This window comes from Pantoea sp. X-Soil-ISGK-259 (assembly GCF_059730705.1).
In genome coordinates this window covers 420,073-436,093 of record NZ_AP035986.1, presented here as the reverse complement: position 1 = coordinate 436,093, position 16,021 = coordinate 420,073, and the positions used below count along the sequence as shown (strand labels likewise).

General features: G+C 52.4%; 19 protein-coding genes. 11 read left to right on the top strand and 8 right to left on the bottom strand.

Annotated elements, in window-relative coordinates:
* Positions 1 to 11 precede the first annotated feature (11 nt).
* Genes mlaB through AC6I77_RS01950 form a run of 6 tightly spaced genes read right to left on the bottom strand, consistent with a single transcriptional unit; the run spans position 12 to position 3,349 of the window.
* A complete protein-coding gene (gene mlaB, locus AC6I77_RS01975) occupies positions 12 to 317 on the bottom strand; it encodes a lipid asymmetry maintenance protein MlaB (protein WP_008925413.1) in 306 nt (101 codons plus the stop codon).
* Entirely contained in the window at positions 317 to 952 is a 636-nt protein-coding gene (mlaC, locus tag AC6I77_RS01970) for a phospholipid-binding protein MlaC (RefSeq protein WP_008925412.1), read from the bottom strand. The genes mlaB and mlaC overlap by 1 nt, the downstream gene beginning before the upstream one ends.
* Before the next feature lie 15 nt (positions 953 to 967).
* Complete coding sequence (gene mlaD, locus AC6I77_RS01965) at positions 968 to 1,513, bottom strand: outer membrane lipid asymmetry maintenance protein MlaD (RefSeq protein ID WP_008925411.1); 546 nt, start codon at positions 1,511 to 1,513, stop codon at positions 968 to 970.
* 4 nt (positions 1,514 to 1,517) lie between these two features.
* The gene (gene mlaE, locus AC6I77_RS01960; RefSeq protein ID WP_008925410.1) at positions 1,518 to 2,300 is read right to left on the bottom strand and encodes a lipid asymmetry maintenance ABC transporter permease subunit MlaE; all 783 of its coding nucleotides are present in this window, start codon (positions 2,298 to 2,300) and stop codon (positions 1,518 to 1,520) included.
* A 4-nt stretch (positions 2,301 to 2,304) separates the two neighbouring features.
* Positions 2,305 to 3,120 carry a phospholipid ABC transporter ATP-binding protein MlaF gene (gene mlaF / locus AC6I77_RS01955; protein ID WP_497816687.1) on the bottom strand — a complete coding sequence of 272 codons (816 nt, stop codon included), beginning with the start codon at positions 3,118 to 3,120 and terminating at the stop codon, positions 2,305 to 2,307.
* Entirely contained in the window at positions 3,092 to 3,349 is a 258-nt protein-coding gene (locus AC6I77_RS01950) for a hypothetical protein (RefSeq protein WP_128755139.1), read from the bottom strand. Before AC6I77_RS01950 ends, mlaF begins: the two co-directional genes overlap by 29 nt.
* Between AC6I77_RS01950 and AC6I77_RS01945 the strand changes: the two genes are divergently transcribed.
* The 11 genes from AC6I77_RS01945 to npr all read left to right on the top strand — a co-directional run bounded on the left by AC6I77_RS01945 (position 3,348) and on the right by npr (position 11,328).
* Complete coding sequence (locus tag AC6I77_RS01945) at positions 3,348 to 4,328, top strand: calcium/sodium antiporter (RefSeq protein WP_003851100.1); 981 nt, start codon at positions 3,348 to 3,350, stop codon at positions 4,326 to 4,328. The two genes, AC6I77_RS01950 and AC6I77_RS01945, sit on opposite strands and share 2 nt — an antisense overlap.
* A gap of 16 nt (positions 4,329 to 4,344) precedes the next feature.
* Entirely contained in the window at positions 4,345 to 5,328 is a 984-nt protein-coding gene (gene kdsD, locus AC6I77_RS01940) for an arabinose-5-phosphate isomerase KdsD (RefSeq protein ID WP_078804849.1), read from the top strand.
* A 13-nt stretch (positions 5,329 to 5,341) separates the two neighbouring features.
* Positions 5,342 to 5,908 (top strand): 3-deoxy-manno-octulosonate-8-phosphatase KdsC, encoded by a 567-nt coding sequence (gene kdsC, locus AC6I77_RS01935; protein ID WP_003851104.1) that lies wholly within the window; start codon positions 5,342 to 5,344, stop codon positions 5,906 to 5,908.
* Positions 5,905 to 6,477: an LPS export ABC transporter periplasmic protein LptC gene (gene lptC / locus AC6I77_RS01930; protein WP_008925408.1), complete on the top strand. Its 573-nt coding sequence runs from the start codon at positions 5,905 to 5,907 to the stop codon at positions 6,475 to 6,477. Before kdsC ends, lptC begins: the two co-directional genes overlap by 4 nt.
* A complete protein-coding gene (gene lptA, locus AC6I77_RS01925) occupies positions 6,452 to 7,003 on the top strand; it encodes a lipopolysaccharide ABC transporter substrate-binding protein LptA (protein WP_033762313.1) in 552 nt (183 codons plus the stop codon). The genes lptC and lptA overlap by 26 nt, the downstream gene beginning before the upstream one ends.
* Before the next feature lie 5 nt (positions 7,004 to 7,008).
* Positions 7,009 to 7,734, top strand: a complete 726-nt coding sequence (gene lptB, locus AC6I77_RS01920) for an LPS export ABC transporter ATP-binding protein (RefSeq protein ID WP_003851107.1) — start codon at positions 7,009 to 7,011, stop codon at positions 7,732 to 7,734.
* Positions 7,735 to 7,782: 48 nt separating this feature from the next.
* Positions 7,783 to 9,216, top strand: a complete 1,434-nt coding sequence (gene rpoN, locus AC6I77_RS01915; RefSeq protein WP_008925406.1) for an RNA polymerase factor sigma-54 — start codon at positions 7,783 to 7,785, stop codon at positions 9,214 to 9,216.
* A 21-nt stretch (positions 9,217 to 9,237) separates the two neighbouring features.
* The gene (gene hpf, locus AC6I77_RS01910; RefSeq protein WP_003851111.1) at positions 9,238 to 9,525 is read left to right on the top strand and encodes a ribosome hibernation promoting factor; all 288 of its coding nucleotides are present in this window, start codon (positions 9,238 to 9,240) and stop codon (positions 9,523 to 9,525) included.
* A 152-nt stretch (positions 9,526 to 9,677) separates the two neighbouring features.
* Positions 9,678 to 10,157 (top strand): PTS IIA-like nitrogen regulatory protein PtsN, encoded by a 480-nt coding sequence (ptsN, locus tag AC6I77_RS01905; RefSeq protein ID WP_008925405.1) that lies wholly within the window; start codon positions 9,678 to 9,680, stop codon positions 10,155 to 10,157.
* Positions 10,158 to 10,204: 47 nt separating this feature from the next.
* The gene (rapZ, locus tag AC6I77_RS01900) at positions 10,205 to 11,059 is read left to right on the top strand and encodes an RNase adapter RapZ (protein WP_003851114.1); all 855 of its coding nucleotides are present in this window, start codon (positions 10,205 to 10,207) and stop codon (positions 11,057 to 11,059) included.
* The gene (npr, locus tag AC6I77_RS01895) at positions 11,056 to 11,328 is read left to right on the top strand and encodes a PTS phosphocarrier protein NPr (protein ID WP_003851116.1); all 273 of its coding nucleotides are present in this window, start codon (positions 11,056 to 11,058) and stop codon (positions 11,326 to 11,328) included. Before rapZ ends, npr begins: the two co-directional genes overlap by 4 nt.
* A gap of 3 nt (positions 11,329 to 11,331) precedes the next feature.
* Here npr and mtgA read toward each other — a convergent pair whose 3' ends face one another.
* Entirely contained in the window at positions 11,332 to 12,051 is a 720-nt protein-coding gene (gene mtgA / locus AC6I77_RS01890) for a monofunctional biosynthetic peptidoglycan transglycosylase (protein WP_033762315.1), read from the bottom strand.
* An 887-nt stretch (positions 12,052 to 12,938) separates the two neighbouring features.
* Complete coding sequence (arcB, locus tag AC6I77_RS01885) at positions 12,939 to 15,272, bottom strand: aerobic respiration two-component sensor histidine kinase ArcB (RefSeq protein ID WP_003851122.1); 2,334 nt, start codon at positions 15,270 to 15,272, stop codon at positions 12,939 to 12,941.
* Positions 15,273 to 16,021 lie beyond the last annotated feature (749 nt).

Below are 16,021 nucleotides of genomic sequence, written 5' to 3'. Positions count from 1 at the left end.
ACAACCGGAAATCAGGCGCTTTTATCCGCAGAAACAATAATCTGTTGCAGATTGTAAAGGGTAATCAGCGAGCGCAGTTTGTCACTGATGCCTGTAAAGCATGGGGTTATACCCTGTGCACGCGCGATTTCCCGCAAGTGCACCAGCAGGGCGAGACCGGAAGAGTCCACCCGCTCCAGCCCCGCGACGTCGATAGTATCGACATCTTTGATCAGCGTCTCGCGTTGCTGCCACAGGCTCATCAGCGTGTCGCGATCCAGTTCGCCTTTAAGTAATAGCGTGCTGGCTTCCCGCTCCCAGCGTAACGATTCGTGCATTATTGTTGTTTATCCAGCGTGATCGGCTGTGCCGCAGAAGACTTCAGTTGTGCCGTCAGACCATCAATACCTTTGGTACGCAACAAATCGCTCCACTCATTTTGTTTCGTGGTGATCATGCTGACGCCTTCGGCGATCATGTCATAAGCCTGCCATTTCCCGCTCTGGCTATTTTTACGCCACTGGAAATCGAGGCGTACCGGCGGACGTCCATTTGGGTCAATAATGGTGACACGAATAGCGACAATCTGGGCGTCGCCTAACGGCTGTTCGGGCTGAATCTGGTAGCTCTGGCCGTTATAGAGTGCCAGTGCCTGACCATACGCCTGCGCCAGGTAATCACCAAAGGCGCTGAAATAGGCTTCACGCTGAGCAGGTGTTGAGTCACGATAGTAGCGTCCCAGCACTAACGCGCCTGCATATTTAATCTGCACATATGGCAGGAGCTCCTGACGCACAATCTCACGCAGGTAGTTGGGATCCTGCTTGATTTTCGGCTGCTCATTTTTCAGACGGGTGAATGTCTTCTGCGCCGCTTCGTTCATCAGCTTGTAAGGATTGCTCTGATCGGCTGCGGTCGCCGTCAGCGGTACCGCTACCACCAGCATGGCAATCATCAATAAACGTTTAAACATGGTAAACCCTCTTCTTTAAGGTTGAGCCGGTGCCGCAGGCGCAGCACTGTCGCCTTCCTGCGCGTCTTTGGAGTCAGTTTTTTGTTTGTTATCGCCGCTCTTATAAAGGAACTGGCCGATCAGGTCTTCGAGCACCATGGCTGACTTCGTATCACGCAGCGTATCGCCATCTTTCAGCATCGCCGAGCCGAGCTCAGGATCGTCAAAGCCTAAGTTCAGCGCCAGGAACTGCTCACCCAGCAGGCCCTGAGTACGGACAGCCAGCGAGCTGGTATCTGAAATTTTATTCGCATACTGATCGCTGATCTCCATGGTGACACGCGGCAGCAGCGTTTTCGGCTCAAGCGCTATTTCTGTTACCCGGCCAATGACCACACCACCAATTTTGACCGGCGAACTGGCTTTCAGGCCGCCGATATTGTCAAAGGTCGCGTAGAGTTTCCACGTCGGCTCTGTGCCCATCGACTTTAAATCGGCGACGCGCAGACAGAGAAACAATGCGGCGATCAACGCCATAATCATAAAAATGCCAACCCAGATTTCGCTTTTTTTGCTTTGCATTGCATCAATTCCCAAACATCAGTGCTGTCAGCACAAAATCCAACCCGAGCACCGCCAGTGAAGCATGTACTACGGTACGCGTTGTCGCGCGACTGATCCCTTCAGAAGTGGGAATCGCGTCATAGCCATTAAAAAGAGCAATCCAGGTGACCGTTACGGCAAAGACGGCGCTTTTGATGATGCAGTTAACGACATCGGTTCGGAAATCGACCGCGTTCTGCATAGCTGACCAGAAGAAACCGGGATCGATCCCCTTCCAGCTCACGCCAACCAGTGCACCGCCTGCAATACCGACCGCAGTGAAGATCATGGTCAGTAGCGGCATGCTGATAAAACCGGCCCAGAAGCGCGGCGAGACTACCCGGCGCAACGGATCCACCGCCATCATCTCCATACTGGAGAGCTGTTCAGTGGCTTTCATCAGGCCGATTTCAGCCGTCAGTGCCGATCCTGCCCGTCCGGCAAACAGCAGCGCGGTAACAACCGGCCCCAGTTCACGCAGCAAGGAGAGCGCCACCAGCATACCCAGACTGGTTTCTGCACCATAGGTGTTCAGCACCAGATAGCCCTGCAGTCCGAGTACCATGCCGATAAACAGACCTGAAACCACAATAATCAGTAACGACAGTACGCCAACACTATAGAGTTGTTTGATCAGTAGCGGCGTATGTCTGCGGAACGCGGGTTTTCCCACCAGCGCGTGAAACAGCATTAATCCTGCGCGTCCAAAACTGGCGCACGTTTCAATTCCCTGACGACCGAATGACGCCAGCGCCTTCAAGACCATCTGTTTAGTTACTCCCTGAGCCGGTTAAATCAGCGAGATAGTCGCCGGCAGGAAAACGGAAGGGAACCGGACCATCCGCATGGCCATCAATAAACTGGCGCACGTGCGGGTCATTATTCTCTCGCAATTCCGGCGTGGTGCCGTGTGCGATAATTTTTTGTCCGGCCACGATATAGGCATAGTCCGCAATACTCAGTACTTCCGGTACGTCGTGCGAGACCACAATACAGGTCAGGCCCAGAGCATGGTTAAGTTCGTCGATTAATTTTACCAGCACGCCCATGGTAATGGGATCCTGTCCGACAAAAGGTTCGTCGAACATGATCAGCTCCGGCTCAAGCGCAATTGCACGCGCCAGTGCCACACGGCGTGCCATCCCGCCCGACAGCTCAGCTGGTTTCAGCTGGGCAGCACCGCGCAGACCCACCGCTTCCAGCTTCATTAATACGGTGCTGTGCAGAATCGGTGCAGGCAGACGGGTATGTTCACGCAGCGGCCAGGCCACATTTTCATAGACCGTTAAGTCAGTAAACAGGGCACCAGACTGGAACAGCATGCTCATTTTCTTGCGCGCTTCGTACAATTTAGCGCGTGACAATGACGGAATGTTTTCGCCACGGAAAAAGATTTCACCGCTGGTTGGCTGAAGTTGCCCCCCAATCAGGCGTAGCAGAGTGGTTTTTCCTATCCCCGATGGCCCCATTATCGCCGTGACTTTCCCTTTCGGCACGGTCAGCGAAATGTCGTCGAAGATAGTGCGATCTCCGCGCGAAAAACTCACGCCACGAACCTCAACCAGATTCGTTTGCTGCTGGATCATTATTACCTCTTGTAAGGATCGGGCGTAAACATGGGGTACGATGGTAGCCTGTTCGGTCCTGATTCACGATAGCTTTACAGAAACTTACCGCTAAGATTTGGCGAAAATGGTCATTAAATTTACTTTTGCCGTTCAGGCGGTCAAAATCAGCGCCTGTCTCGCCAAACAGAACCTTAAACCGGTCGGGAAAAGCATTGCCGGCCCGGGTTTTTACGCAAGGATTTTTCATGTTCTTAGCTTCTGCACTGCTGATTATCGGTTTGCTTTTACTGGCATATGGTGCCGATCGTCTGGTGTTTAGCGCCTCAATATTGTGTCGATCTTTTGGCATCCCGCCACTGATTATCGGCATGACCGTTGTCAGCATCGGCACCTCGCTGCCCGAGATGATCCTCTCCTTTTCAGCGGCGCAGCATGGCCAGATGGATCTTGCTGTGGGTACCGCGCTCGGCTCGAATATTACCAACATTTTACTGATCCTCGGTGCCGCTGCGCTCATGCACCCGCTTTACGTCCATTCTAATCTGATACGCCGCGAACTTCCGTTAATGTTGCTGGTTACCCTGCTCAGCGGATTCATGCTGTTTGACAATCAGCTTAGTCGACTGGATGGAATTGGCCTGATCGCCATAGCCGCTATTTATCTGATGGTGGTGATTCGCATTGCACGGAAAGCGGAACAGGACAATAACGACACCCTGACCCGCGAACAGCTGGCCGAACTGCCTCGCGAAGAGAGCGGAAATACAGTGGCCTTTCTCTGGCTGGCCGTCGCGCTGATTATACTGCCGATGTCGACGCGGATGGTGATCGATAATGCGACCGCTTTTGCCGACTACTTTGGCGTCAGTGAACTGGTCATGGGCCTGACGCTTATCGCCGTGGGAACCAGCCTGCCTGAGCTGGCAACGGTCATTGCTGGCGCGCTGAAAGGTGAAGATGATATCGCGATCGGCAATCTGATCGGCGCCAACATTTATAATATTGCCATCGTGCTGGGCCTGCCGGCGCTGATTCATCCTGGCAGCATCGACTATCACGCTTTTGCCCGTGATTATTGGGTGATGCTGGGCGTCAGCGTGCTGTTCGCCCTGCTTTGCCTGCTTCGTCGCCGTCGGGTTGGTCGCACGGCAGGCTTAATTTTACTCTGTGGTTTCTTCGTCTGGGTGACGCTGCTCTGGATGCAGCCGGCATTTATGGACGGTTAACAAGGACAGACTCACTATGTCATATCAGCAACCAACAGCATTTGATTTTCAGCAGGCGGGAAAAACTGTCCTGCGCATCGAGCGTGAAGGACTGGAACAACTCGATCAATATATCAATGACGATTTCGCCCGCGCCTGCGCCCTCATTTATGCCTGTCAGGGAAAAGTAGTGGTCATGGGCATGGGCAAGTCTGGCCATATCGGCAAAAAAATGGCGGCGACCTTTGCCAGTACCGGCACGCCCGCCTTTTTTGTGCATCCGGCTGAAGCCAGCCATGGCGATCTGGGGATGGTGAGCAAAAATGATGTGGTCATCGCCATCTCTAACAGCGGTGAGTCCAGCGAAATTCTTGCGCTGATTCCGGTGTTAAAACGTCAGCATATTTCGCTGATCTGCATCACCGGACGGCCTGACAGCGCGATGGGACGGGTTGCCGATGTGCATCTTTGTGTTCATGTTCCGCAGGAAGCGTGTCCGCTGGGTCTGGCGCCCACCTCCAGCACGACGGCCACGCTGGTGATGGGTGACGCGCTTGCGGTTTCGCTGCTGGAAGCGCGTGGATTCACGGCGGAAGACTTTGCCCTCTCCCATCCTGGCGGTGCGCTGGGCCGCAAGTTGCTGCTGCATGTGGCTGATATCATGCACAGCGGCGATGAGCTGCCGCACGTCACGCGGGATGCTTCACTGCGCGATGCGCTGCTGGAAATTACGCGCAAAAACCTGGGACTGACGGTGATCGTCGACGGTCTGATGAAAATTGAAGGCATCTTTACCGATGGCGACCTGCGCCGCATTTTTGATATGGGCATCGATTTTCAGCGCGCCACCATTGGCGAAGTGATGACGCCGGGTGGCATCCGCGTCCGGCCAAATATGCTGGCGGTTGAAGCCCTGAATCTGATGCAGACCAAAAACATTACCTCGATTCTGGTGGCCGATGACGACCGTCTGCTCGGTGTGGTACATATGCATGACATGCTGCGCGCTGGCGTAATCTGAACAGGAAGAGAAAATGCAACAGGCAACTCCCCCGATTGAAACCTGCTATGGCCCGGTCAGCGCTGATGTTATGGCACGCGCCAGCAACATTCGTCTGCTGATCTGCGACGTCGACGGCGTGATGTCCGACGGGGTGATCTACATGGGAAATAATGGCGAAGAGCTGAAGGCATTCAACGTGCGGGACGGTTATGGTGTGCGGTGTTTGCTGACCTCTGATGTAGAAGTGGCTATTATTACCGGCCGTAATGCCCGTCTGATGGAAGATCGCTGCAAAACGCTCGGCATCCGTCATCTTTATCAGGGACAATCGGATAAGCTTTTGGCCTATCGTGAACTTCTGGATAAACTGTCTCTTTCCGACGACCAGGTCGCCTATATTGGTGACGATCTGATTGACTGGCCGGTTATGGCGAAGGTGGGATTAAGTGTGGCAGTGGCGGATGCACACCCGATCCTGTTGCCACGCGCCCACTACGTCACGCGGATCGCCGGTGGACGCGGCGCGGTACGCGAAGTATGTGACCTGATATTAATGGCGCAGAACAAATTTGAGGATGCCAAAGGGCAATCAGTATGAGTAAAAGCAGGCGTTGGATAACGCTGATTCTGACCTTGATTGCACTGGTTTTGATCGGCTGGAATCTTACTAACCAGGATGACAATGGCACGCCCGTCGGGCCCGACAGTCAGTCGCCGACCTACACCAGTGCTGATTCACACACTGTGGTTTATAACCCGCAGGGCGCGCTGTCATATAAACTGGTCTCAGACAAAGTGACCTATTTCTCGGATGACGAGCTGAGCTGGTTCGAAAATCCGGTGATGACCACTTATGATGAGAATAAAATCCCTACCTGGACGTTACGCGCCGATAAAGCAAAGCTCACCAAAGATCGTATGCTTTATCTGTATGGCCATGTTGAGCTGAATACGCTGACGCAGGATTCTCAGCTTGAGCGCATTAAAACTGATAACGCACAGATCAACCTTGTCACTCAGGATGTTACCTCTGATGATCAGGTAACATTGTATGGACGCAGTTTTAACTCCACCGGCATGAAAATGCGCGGCAATTTACGGACAAAGAACGCCGAGTTAATCGAGAAGGTCAAAACCTCATATGAAATTCAAAATGAACAAAAATAGCCTGAAGCTTTTACTGGCCAGCATGTTGCTGGCAACCAGCGTTCCGGCGCTTGCCCTGACCGGTGACTCGGATAAGCCCGTCAACATTGACTCGCAGAATCAGGCACTTGATTTGCAGGGCAATGTCGCGACCTTTACCGGCAATGTCATCGTGACGCAGGGTTCAATCAAAATCACGGCGGATAAAGTCGTGGTGACCCGTCCCGGTGGCGACAGCAAGAAAACCATCGTTGATGCCTACGGCAACCCCGCTACGTTCTATCAGATGCAGGACAGCGGCAAGCCGGTTCAGGGCCATGCCTCAAAGCTGCACTACGAACTGGCTAACGACTTCGTTGAACTGACCGGCAATGCGTTCATTGAGCAGCAGGACAGCAACATCAAAGGCGATCGTATTACCTATCTGGTAAAAGAGCAGAAAATGCAGGCTTACAGCCAGGGCCAGAACAAGCGCGTCACTACCGTCCTGGTGCCGTCGCAACTTCAGGATAAAGGTTCGTCCAACAGCGGAAAGAAGAGTAACTGATAGCTATGGCCACATTAATCGCAGAAAACCTGGCGAAGGCATATAAAGGCCGTCGCGTGGTAGAAGATGTCAGTCTGCAGGTAAAGTCCGGCGAGATTGTCGGCCTGCTGGGTCCGAACGGCGCCGGTAAGACCACCACCTTTTACATGGTGGTCGGTATTGTCCCGCGTGACGCTGGCCGTATCATTATTGATGATGAAGATATCAGTATCCTGCCGCTGCATGCCCGAGCGCGTCGTGGCATCGGCTATCTGCCGCAGGAGGCCTCCATTTTCCGTCGCCTCAGCGTCTACGATAACCTGATGGCGGTACTGCAGATTCGTGATGATCTGACAGAAGAGCAACGCCAGGATCGCGCCCGTGAGCTGATGGAAGAGTTTCACATCGAGCACCTGCGCGACAGCATGGGTCAGGCGCTGTCGGGTGGTGAGCGACGTCGTGTTGAGATCGCACGCGCACTGGCCGCTAATCCTAAATTTATCCTGCTGGATGAGCCTTTTGCCGGTGTTGACCCGATCTCCGTTATCGACATCAAGAAAATCATTGAGCATCTGCGTGACAGCGGCCTCGGCGTGCTGATTACCGACCATAACGTGCGTGAAACCTTAGCGGTCTGTGAGCGGGCTTATATTGTCAGCCAGGGACACCTGATTGCGCATGGCACACCCAATGAAATTCTTGCGGATGAGCAGGTTAAGCGGGTTTATTTGGGTGAAGAGTTCAGACTCTGATAAGGTGTCGTTAATACCGATGTTTACCTGGGAACTACCATCCTGTCTATGAAGCAAGGTCTACAACTCAGGTTCAGCCAACAGCTGGCAATGACTCCACAGTTGCAACAGGCGATTCGTCTGCTGCAACTCTCTACGCTTGAACTCCAGCAGGAGTTACAGCTTGCACTCGAAAGCAATCCGCTGCTTGAGCAGACTGATCTGCATGAAGAGATCGACTCCAGGGAATCGCCGGAGTCTGAGGCGCTGGATACACGCGAAGCGCTTGAGCAGAAAGAGATGCCCGATGAACTGCCGCTGGATGCCACCTGGGATGAGATCTACACGGCGGGCACGCCTTCCGGCACTGGCACCGATTATCAGGATGATGAGTTACCGGTTTATCAGGGTGAAACGACACAGTCACTGCAGGACTACCTCATGTGGCAGGTTGGATTGACGCCTTTCAGTGATACCGATCGCGCTATTGCCACCTCTATCGTCGATGCTATCGATGACACCGGATATCTCACCGTTTCGCTTGAGGAGATCCTGGACAGTATCGGCAACGATGATCTCGAAGTGGATGAAGTTGAGGCGGTGCTGAAACGCATCCAGCGTTTTGACCCAATGGGTGTTGGTGCGCGCGACCTGCGTGACTGTCTGCTGGTGCAGCTGTCGCAATATGCGCCCGACACACCGATGCTGGCAGAAGCACGCCTGATCGTCAGCGAGCATCTCGACCTGCTGGCCAATCACGATTTCCGTAGCCTGATGCGAGTGACGCGCCTCAAAGAGGATGTACTGAAAGAAGCGATGGTGCTGATTCAGTCGCTGGACCCGCGTCCGGGTCAGTCGATCAATACCAGCGAGCCAGAATATGTCATTCCCGATGTCCTGGTGCGTAAAGTTGGCAGTCGCTGGACGGTTGAACTCAATGCCGACAGCTTGCCACGCCTCAAGATCAATCAGCACTATGCGGCAATGGGCAGTTCAGCGCGCAACGACAGCGACAGTCAGTTTATCCGCAGTAATCTGCAGGAAGCCCGCTGGCTGATTAAGAGTCTGGAAAGCCGCAATGATACGCTGCTGAAAGTAACGCGCTGCATTGTTGAGCAACAGCAGGCGTTTTTCGAGCAGGGTGAAGAATTTATGCGTCCGATGGTGCTGGCAGATATCGCCCAGGCTGTTGAGATGCATGAATCGACCATTTCTCGCGTGACTACGCAGAAGTATCTGCACAGTCCCCGTGGCATTTTTGAACTAAAGTACTTTTTCTCCAGTCATGTGAATACGGAAGGTGGAGGCGAAGCCTCCTCAACCGCGATTCGTGCGCTGGTGAAAAAATTAATTTCGGCGGAAAATCCAGCCAAACCCTTGAGCGACAGTAAACTGACCTCAATGTTATCTGATCAGGGGATTATGGTGGCACGGCGTACCGTCGCCAAATATCGTGAGTCTTTATCCATCCCGCCATCGAACCAGCGTAAACAACTGGTTTGAAAGAAATGAGAAGGAAGACCTATGCAGCTGAACCTGACCGGGCAACATGTTGAAATCACACCGCCTCTGCGTGAGTTCGTCAACGGGAAATTTGCCAAACTGGAACACTATTTTGAACATATCAATCAGGTCTATATTGTCCTGAAAGTTGAGAAAGTCACTCAGGTGGCTGATGCAACACTTCACGTGAATGGTGGCGAGCTGCACGCTACATCGGAAGCGGAAGATATGTATGCGGCAATTGATGGGCTGATCGACAAGCTGGCCCGTCAGCTGACCAAACACAAAGATAAACTGAAAAAACACTAATCTTCACGCTAGCAACGCGCGCCTGGCGCGCAGAGCCGACAGGATGGGGCGGATAATCCGCCCCGTTTTGTCATCTGAGCAGGCGCAGCTTGTCTCAGAGGTAATGACGCGCTGGCGGCGAATGGCCTGGTGAACACGCAAGTGAAATGATAATGAACAACGATCTTACACTGGAATTGAGCACAGTGCTTTCGCCAGACTGCACCCGCAGCGGCGTACACTGCCAGAGCAAAAAACGTGCGCTGGAAATCATCAGCGAACTGGCCGCTAAGCAGCTCAACCTGCCGCACCAGACGCTTTTCGAAGCGATCCTGACCCGCGAACGCATGGGCAGTACCGGTATTGGCAATGGGATTGCGATCCCTCACGGCAAGCTGGAAGAGGATACGCTGCGCGCGGTTGGGGTCTTTATCAGCCTCGAACAGCCGATTGCATTTGATGCCGTCGACAACCAGCCGGTCGATCTGTTGTTTGCTTTACTGGTCCCGGCCGACCAGTGCAAAACACACCTGCACACCCTGTCACTGGTGGCGAAACGTCTGGCAGATAAAACGGTCTGCCGTCGTCTGCGCGCTGCCCAAAGTGATGAAGAGCTCTACGCCATTATTACGGAAATCCAGACAGAGCAGTAACACGTCTTTACCGGCCAGGTGCCGGTTTTAAAACGGGAGAAAAGGTCATGGTGCTGATGATCGTTAGCGGTCGTTCAGGCTCGGGGAAGTCAGTGGCGCTCCGTGCGCTGGAAGATATGGGGTTCTACTGTGTTGATAACCTGCCGGTCGTGCTACTGCCCGAGTTAGCTAACTCGCTGGCGGAGCGTAATATTTCGGCAGCAGTCAGCATTGATGTGCGTAACATGCCAGAATCTCCGGAAATTTTTGAAACCGCGCTGAATAACCTGCCTGACTCATTTTCACCTCAGCTGCTGTTCCTGGACGCCGATCGTAATACGCTGATTCGTCGGTACAGCGATACGCGCCGTCTGCATCCCCTTTCCAGCAAGAATCTGTCCCTGGAGAGCGCGATTGACGAAGAGAGCGATCTGCTGGAGCCATTGCGTTCGCGGGCCGATCTCATCATCGACACCTCAGAGATGTCAGTGCACGAGCTGGCCGAGATGCTGCGTACCCGCCTGCTGGGTAAACGTGAACGTGAGCTGACCATGGTGTTTGAATCCTTTGGCTTCAAACATGGCATCCCTATTGACGCTGACTATGTGTTTGACGTGCGCTTTCTGCCCAATCCCCATTGGGATCCCAAGCTGCGGCCGATGACTGGCCTCGATCGCCCGGTGGCGGCCTTTCTTGATCGCCATACAGAAGTGCATAACTTTATCTACCAGACGCGCAGCTACCTTGAACTCTGGTTGCCGATGCTGGAAACCAACAACCGTAGCTATCTTACCGTAGCGATTGGCTGCACTGGTGGCAAACACCGCTCAGTCTATATCGCTGAACAGCTTGCGGATTACTTCCGTTCGCGTGGTAAGAATGTACAGTCACGCCATCGTACGCTGGAAAAGCGCAAATCATGACCGTCAGACAAACTGTAGAAATTAAAAATAAGCTGGGCATGCACGCCCGTCCGGCAATGAAGTTATTTGAGCTGGTGCAGAGCTTTGATGCCGAAGTGTTGCTGCGCAATGAAGCGGGCACGGAAGCTGAAGCCAGCAGCGTGATTGCGCTGCTGATGCTCGACTCAGCCAAAGGCGGACACATCGAAATTGAAGCCAGCGGGCCGGAGGAAGTCCCGGCGCTGGCTGCGGTCATTGAGCTATTTGAAGCGGGTTTCGACGAAGATTAAGGCCTAGTCGAGTTTGTTACGCTGTAAAAAACCTTCTCCGCCAAGCTGGCGCATCTGACGCAGTATCCACTGTTGCCGTTCTCTGACATAACCTGAGGGGGCAGCAGCACGATAACGAATCGGATTGGGCAAAACCGCCGCCAGCAAAGCAGCATCTGCTGCCGTAAGCCGGCTGGCAGGTTTATGGAAATAGTGCTGTGAAGCCGCTTCAACGCCAAAGATACCCGGCCCGAACTCCGCGATATTGAGATAGACGGTCAGAATGCGTCGCTTAGTCCAGACCGTCTCAATCCCGACTGTCAAACCCGCCTCCAGACCTTTGCGGATCCAGCTGCGGCCATCCCAGAGAAACAGATTTTTCGCCGTCTGTTGTGACAGCGTGGACGCTCCGCGCATCCGGCTGTCGCTGTTATCCAGTACAGATTCAATTGCCGCAACATCGAAGCCCCAATGCTCAGGAAACTTTTGATCTTCTGAGGCGATAACCGCCAGTCCCATCCAGGGCGACATTTCGTCATGGCCGACCCAGTCTGAATGGGCGACATAACTAAAATCACCGTATAACCAGGCACCTATCTGTCGTTCAGCCATCACGGCTGAAAACGGCACCGGCAGGAATGAAAAGAGTAAAATACCTGCCAGCCATGCGCCCAGCCATACCAATACGATTCGACCGACAATCCGTCTGATACGCTGTCCGACGCTTCCTTTATGCTTGTTCATGCAATCTTCCCACACTTGTTCCAGACGTTAATCAATCACTCATGTAATCACTGCCACTAACACAGGCTTTTTACGATTATCGCTGAAAACGGGACGACAGTTTCCAGACTTTATTCAATCATTTTGCATCAAAATGCTGCAACAGTTCGAAATAGTTCAAGGACTTCCGTAAAAAAGGAATCGGTTCCATTGCTTACCTTTGCTTAGGCGCTTTCCAGATAAACAGTTAATAAAGAGTAATAAGCGCCGGATTGAATCATTCGCTATATTTAACTATTATTTTTTTCTTAATCAGATGCAGTTTAAACCTTAATCAGAATCTTCGTTATAACGCTCAAATAAACAGCGCTTAAATGACTCCCTCCTGGCCATTATGGCACTGTTGGCTTCCTTTAAAGCCTCAGGTGTGCAGACGGGAAAAGGAGAAAGTTTTAGATTCTTTTTAATCATTCCAAATCGTTTTGGATAATTCGTATCATTTCAGGCTGTGTGCTTGCAATATCAGCGCGTTAGCCACACTGGAGAGGTGAATGTTAACGCGACTTCACTTTACTGCAGCGCAGACTCTGCGTCCCAGTCTGACAGCCTTAAAACTACACGAAAAAGAGCAAATATGGTCAAAACACCATCAATACAGCGTGTAAAATGATTCCTTACTTGACTGTGTTGGCAAATTAATGTTTTCTGTATTTAAACGCTGCTCAATATCACAAATTTTAATGAATCTTGTCGCACGAGAAGATGAATTTGCTAAGGTGATAACAGTGTTAACCAATACCCTGCGGCTGCATTAATTATTCATATCATAGCGGTCGCAATGATTTCCCTGGTGTTGGCGCAGTATTCGCGCACCCCGGCCTCGGCTGGGGTCATTTTTTTCCGGGATATCACTTCTCCTGCTCTGATACCCAGTCACGCAGTACCTGCACATCATGTCGCCACTCCTGTTTCAACTCATCGATCCATTCAACAACATTGTCCCACCATGCCGGTAACTCCGGACTCTGAATCTGTTTCGCCAGCATCTGCAAACGCTGCAGCCCTACTGAACCCGCCGCACCTTTAATTTTGTGGCCTTCTTCAGCAATCCCTTTCTGATCTCGGGCCATCAGATTGGATTCCAGAACCGCAAGATAGTCTGGCATCATTTTTTCAAACATCGTCAGACTTTGGGTTATCAGACCGGGGCCGACCAGTTCGATATACTGTTCGAGCATGGCAACATCCAGCAGCATCCGACTTTTGTCGTCGCTGACATCAAGCGTTTCTTCTTCCGCTTCTGCCTGATAATCCCAGTACTTTTTAATCATCGCAGTCAGTGCTGGCACCGCAAGAGGCTTGCTAAGCACGTCATCCATGCCTGCGTCGAAGTACTCTTTTTTGTCTTTGAGAACATTGGCGGTAAGTGCAACCAGCGGTGGCAGATGTGTTCCCTGATACTGCTGGCGAATCGCACGCGAGACATCCAGCCCGGTCATATCAGGCAATTGAATATCCAGCAGCACCAGATCAAACTCCAGCGGGTCAAACATCGCCAGCGCCTCACTGCCGGTCATGGCGACCTCAACGCTACAGCCCAGCTTTTCCAGTACTGAGCGCGCCACAATCACGTTGAGCTCAATATCTTCGACTAACAGTACGTGCAGTGCAGGCAGTGGCAGGCTGTCATCCACACCTTCGTCCTCCACCTCTTCAGCAATACGCGGGGCTTTGATTTCAACGGTGAAGCATGAACCTTGTCCTGGTGCACTGTGAACCCGGATATCCCCGCCCATCGCCTGCGCCAGTCGGCGTGATACCGCCAGCCCGATACCGGTACCAGTTGCGGGTTTGCCGCCATGCTGGTCTTTAACCTGATAGTACATGGCAAAAATCTTGTCCTGCTCGTCCTGGCGAATCCCCATGCCAGAGTCCTGCACCTCGAAGCGCAGCGTCTCGTCCTGCTCATAGGTGACCCGCACGACAATTTCACCCTGTTGGGTAAATTTCACGGCGTTACCTATCAGGTTCCACAGAATCTGGCGCAAGCGGGTCCCGTCGGTGGAAATCATATGCGGTAGTGGCAGTTGCGGCGCGAGCACAAATTTCAGCCCTTTTGGCTGTGCCAGCAGGCCGGAAAGATTTTCCAAATCGGCCAGGAAGCCGGTGAAATCAAGCGGCTGATTATCCAGTTGCACTTTACGGCGTTCGATTTTGTCCACCTCAATGACATCATTAAAGATGTTGCCCAGCGTGATGGCAGAGACGTGGATGGTTTTCAGGTATTTCAGCTGTTCCTGATTAAGGTCGGTATCCAGCAGAATACGGCTCAGGCCAACAATGCCATTAAGCGGCGTACGAAGCTCGTGGCTGATCGTAGAGATAAAGGTGGTCTTCTCCCGGCTGGCGTTCTCTAACGCGTCCTGATAGCGCTTACGCTCGGTTATATCGCGGCCAAAACCCATTAGCCCGCTGCGCTTACCCACACGGTCGTAATAAGGCACTTTACGGATCTCGAAACAGGCTTTGCGTCCGTCGGGATATTGCAGCCACTGTTCATAGGTCAGCGAGACGTTGTGGCGGAACACTTTTTCGTCTGTTTCAAGCACCTTCGTTGCCGCTTCATCATCGTAGATATCACGCGGGGTCAGGCCGATCAGCTGCTTTTCGCTTTTGCCGGTGAGTAATTCCATTGCACGGTTACAGCCGGAGAACTGTTTATCGATGTTGCGATAGAAAACCAGGTCTGGCGAAGCATCCAGGAATGAGCGCAGGAAGGAAGATTGCTGCTCCAGCTCAATCTGTGCCTGCTCACGACGCGTCACCTCTTCACGCAACTTGTCCATCACCTGCTCACGAGCCAGCTCCGCCTTTTTACGGTCGCTGATCTCCTGATTCAGCTGCGTAATGGTCTCTTTCATCTGCTGATTGAGTTCCAGATCACGTGTGCGCATCTCTTCCAGCTTGTCCACCAGCCTGGCCAGTCGTTGTCGTGACTCTTCAAGCTGATCGACCACGACGGACAAGAAATAGACTGCCCAGGGCGTAATCAGCAGCCCGAAGAAGACCGAACGCACCACGTCAATACTCTCAACATGGCCCCGCAGCACCATCGTGACCGCCATCTGGACAATCATCGCCAGCACCACCAGCGCAGACGCCAGCAGCAGCGAAAACCTCACCAAACCCAGCTTGACCATTAAATCAACGTAGTACTGCGCCAACAGACGAATTTGTTTCATAACAACTCCCTGGATGAGAAACAGCCTCATAATAGCGCAGTTACCCTGCTGACGTCGCAGCACGTCGCAGGGAGAAGCGGGATAAAACGCCCTGTTATGGTGCATCCGCGCGGCCGATCGGCGACGTTAAGGACAAAGCGGTTAAAACCCTTGACTGACTGTGCCAAATGAATAATCTGTAAGGCCGCCAGCGAATCACCGATTTCTCTGTCCGGCCTTTTTTCAATATCCTGGCAGACTCCTGCTGCGCAGGCACACCTTTCATATATGCATACCCATTCATCTTTAATGATGTTTTACGCACGCTCATCCTGATTAATTTTTCTTATAACCAATGGCTGTTTCATTCAAATAGTCGGACATAAGAAAAACAGATACATGCTATGCATCAACGGTGTTGAACAGCATTTAATGCTGTCTAACACCCCGTCACCAGCATGGTGCAGAGATCTGATGCCTGCACTACAGTGAGTCAGTTCACATTTATCGGCCGATCGACGGGTGCCAAAGTGATACATTTTAAACCATAAAAATCATTTAATTCATAAAGTTATATACATTAAACACCTGATTACCCCGTCTGACCACGCCATTTGACCTGATTACGCTTTCCCGATAAGTTGGAAATCCGCTGAAAGCTTTCCAGACGGGCCATTGTCTCGGCATATCTATGCAACAAGAAGACTCCCGCGTGGTTTAAGTCATCTCCTTTAAGAGACCGGAAATCAGAGAGCAGCTCAATTAAGGAC

Bases quoted from the DNA above. Each gene is read 5' to 3' on its own strand.
- ptsN (WP_008925405.1), top strand. From the start codon at position 9,678: ATGAACAACGATCTTACACTGGAATTGAGCACAGTGCTTTCGCCAGAC.
- mlaB (WP_008925413.1), bottom strand. From the start codon at position 317: ATGCACGAATCGTTACGCTGGGAGCGGGAAGCCAGCACGCTATTACTT.
- mlaF (WP_497816687.1), bottom strand. From the start codon at position 3,120: ATGATCCAGCAGCAAACGAATCTGGTTGAGGTTCGTGGCGTGAGTTTT.
- arcB (WP_003851122.1), bottom strand. From the start codon at position 15,272: ATGAAACAAATTCGTCTGTTGGCGCAGTACTACGTTGATTTAATGGTC.
- kdsD (WP_078804849.1), top strand. From the start codon at position 4,345: ATGTCATATCAGCAACCAACAGCATTTGATTTTCAGCAGGCGGGAAAA.
- AC6I77_RS01950 (WP_128755139.1), bottom strand. From the start codon at position 3,349: ATGAAAAATCCTTGCGTAAAAACCCGGGCCGGCAATGCTTTTCCCGAC.
- rpoN (WP_008925406.1), top strand. From the start codon at position 7,783: ATGAAGCAAGGTCTACAACTCAGGTTCAGCCAACAGCTGGCAATGACT.
- lptB (WP_003851107.1), top strand. From the start codon at position 7,009: ATGGCCACATTAATCGCAGAAAACCTGGCGAAGGCATATAAAGGCCGT.
- mtgA (WP_033762315.1), bottom strand. From the start codon at position 12,051: ATGAACAAGCATAAAGGAAGCGTCGGACAGCGTATCAGACGGATTGTC.
- hpf (WP_003851111.1), top strand. From the start codon at position 9,238: ATGCAGCTGAACCTGACCGGGCAACATGTTGAAATCACACCGCCTCTG.
- mlaC (WP_008925412.1), bottom strand. From the start codon at position 952: ATGTTTAAACGTTTATTGATGATTGCCATGCTGGTGGTAGCGGTACCG.
- mlaE (WP_008925410.1), bottom strand. From the start codon at position 2,300: ATGGTCTTGAAGGCGCTGGCGTCATTCGGTCGTCAGGGAATTGAAACG.
- kdsC (WP_003851104.1), top strand. From the start codon at position 5,342: ATGCAACAGGCAACTCCCCCGATTGAAACCTGCTATGGCCCGGTCAGC.
- lptC (WP_008925408.1), top strand. From the start codon at position 5,905: ATGAGTAAAAGCAGGCGTTGGATAACGCTGATTCTGACCTTGATTGCA.
- AC6I77_RS01945 (WP_003851100.1), top strand. From the start codon at position 3,348: ATGTTCTTAGCTTCTGCACTGCTGATTATCGGTTTGCTTTTACTGGCA.
- npr (WP_003851116.1), top strand. From the start codon at position 11,056: ATGACCGTCAGACAAACTGTAGAAATTAAAAATAAGCTGGGCATGCAC.
- lptA (WP_033762313.1), top strand. From the start codon at position 6,452: ATGAAATTCAAAATGAACAAAAATAGCCTGAAGCTTTTACTGGCCAGC.
- rapZ (WP_003851114.1), top strand. From the start codon at position 10,205: ATGGTGCTGATGATCGTTAGCGGTCGTTCAGGCTCGGGGAAGTCAGTG.
- mlaD (WP_008925411.1), bottom strand. From the start codon at position 1,513: ATGCAAAGCAAAAAAAGCGAAATCTGGGTTGGCATTTTTATGATTATG.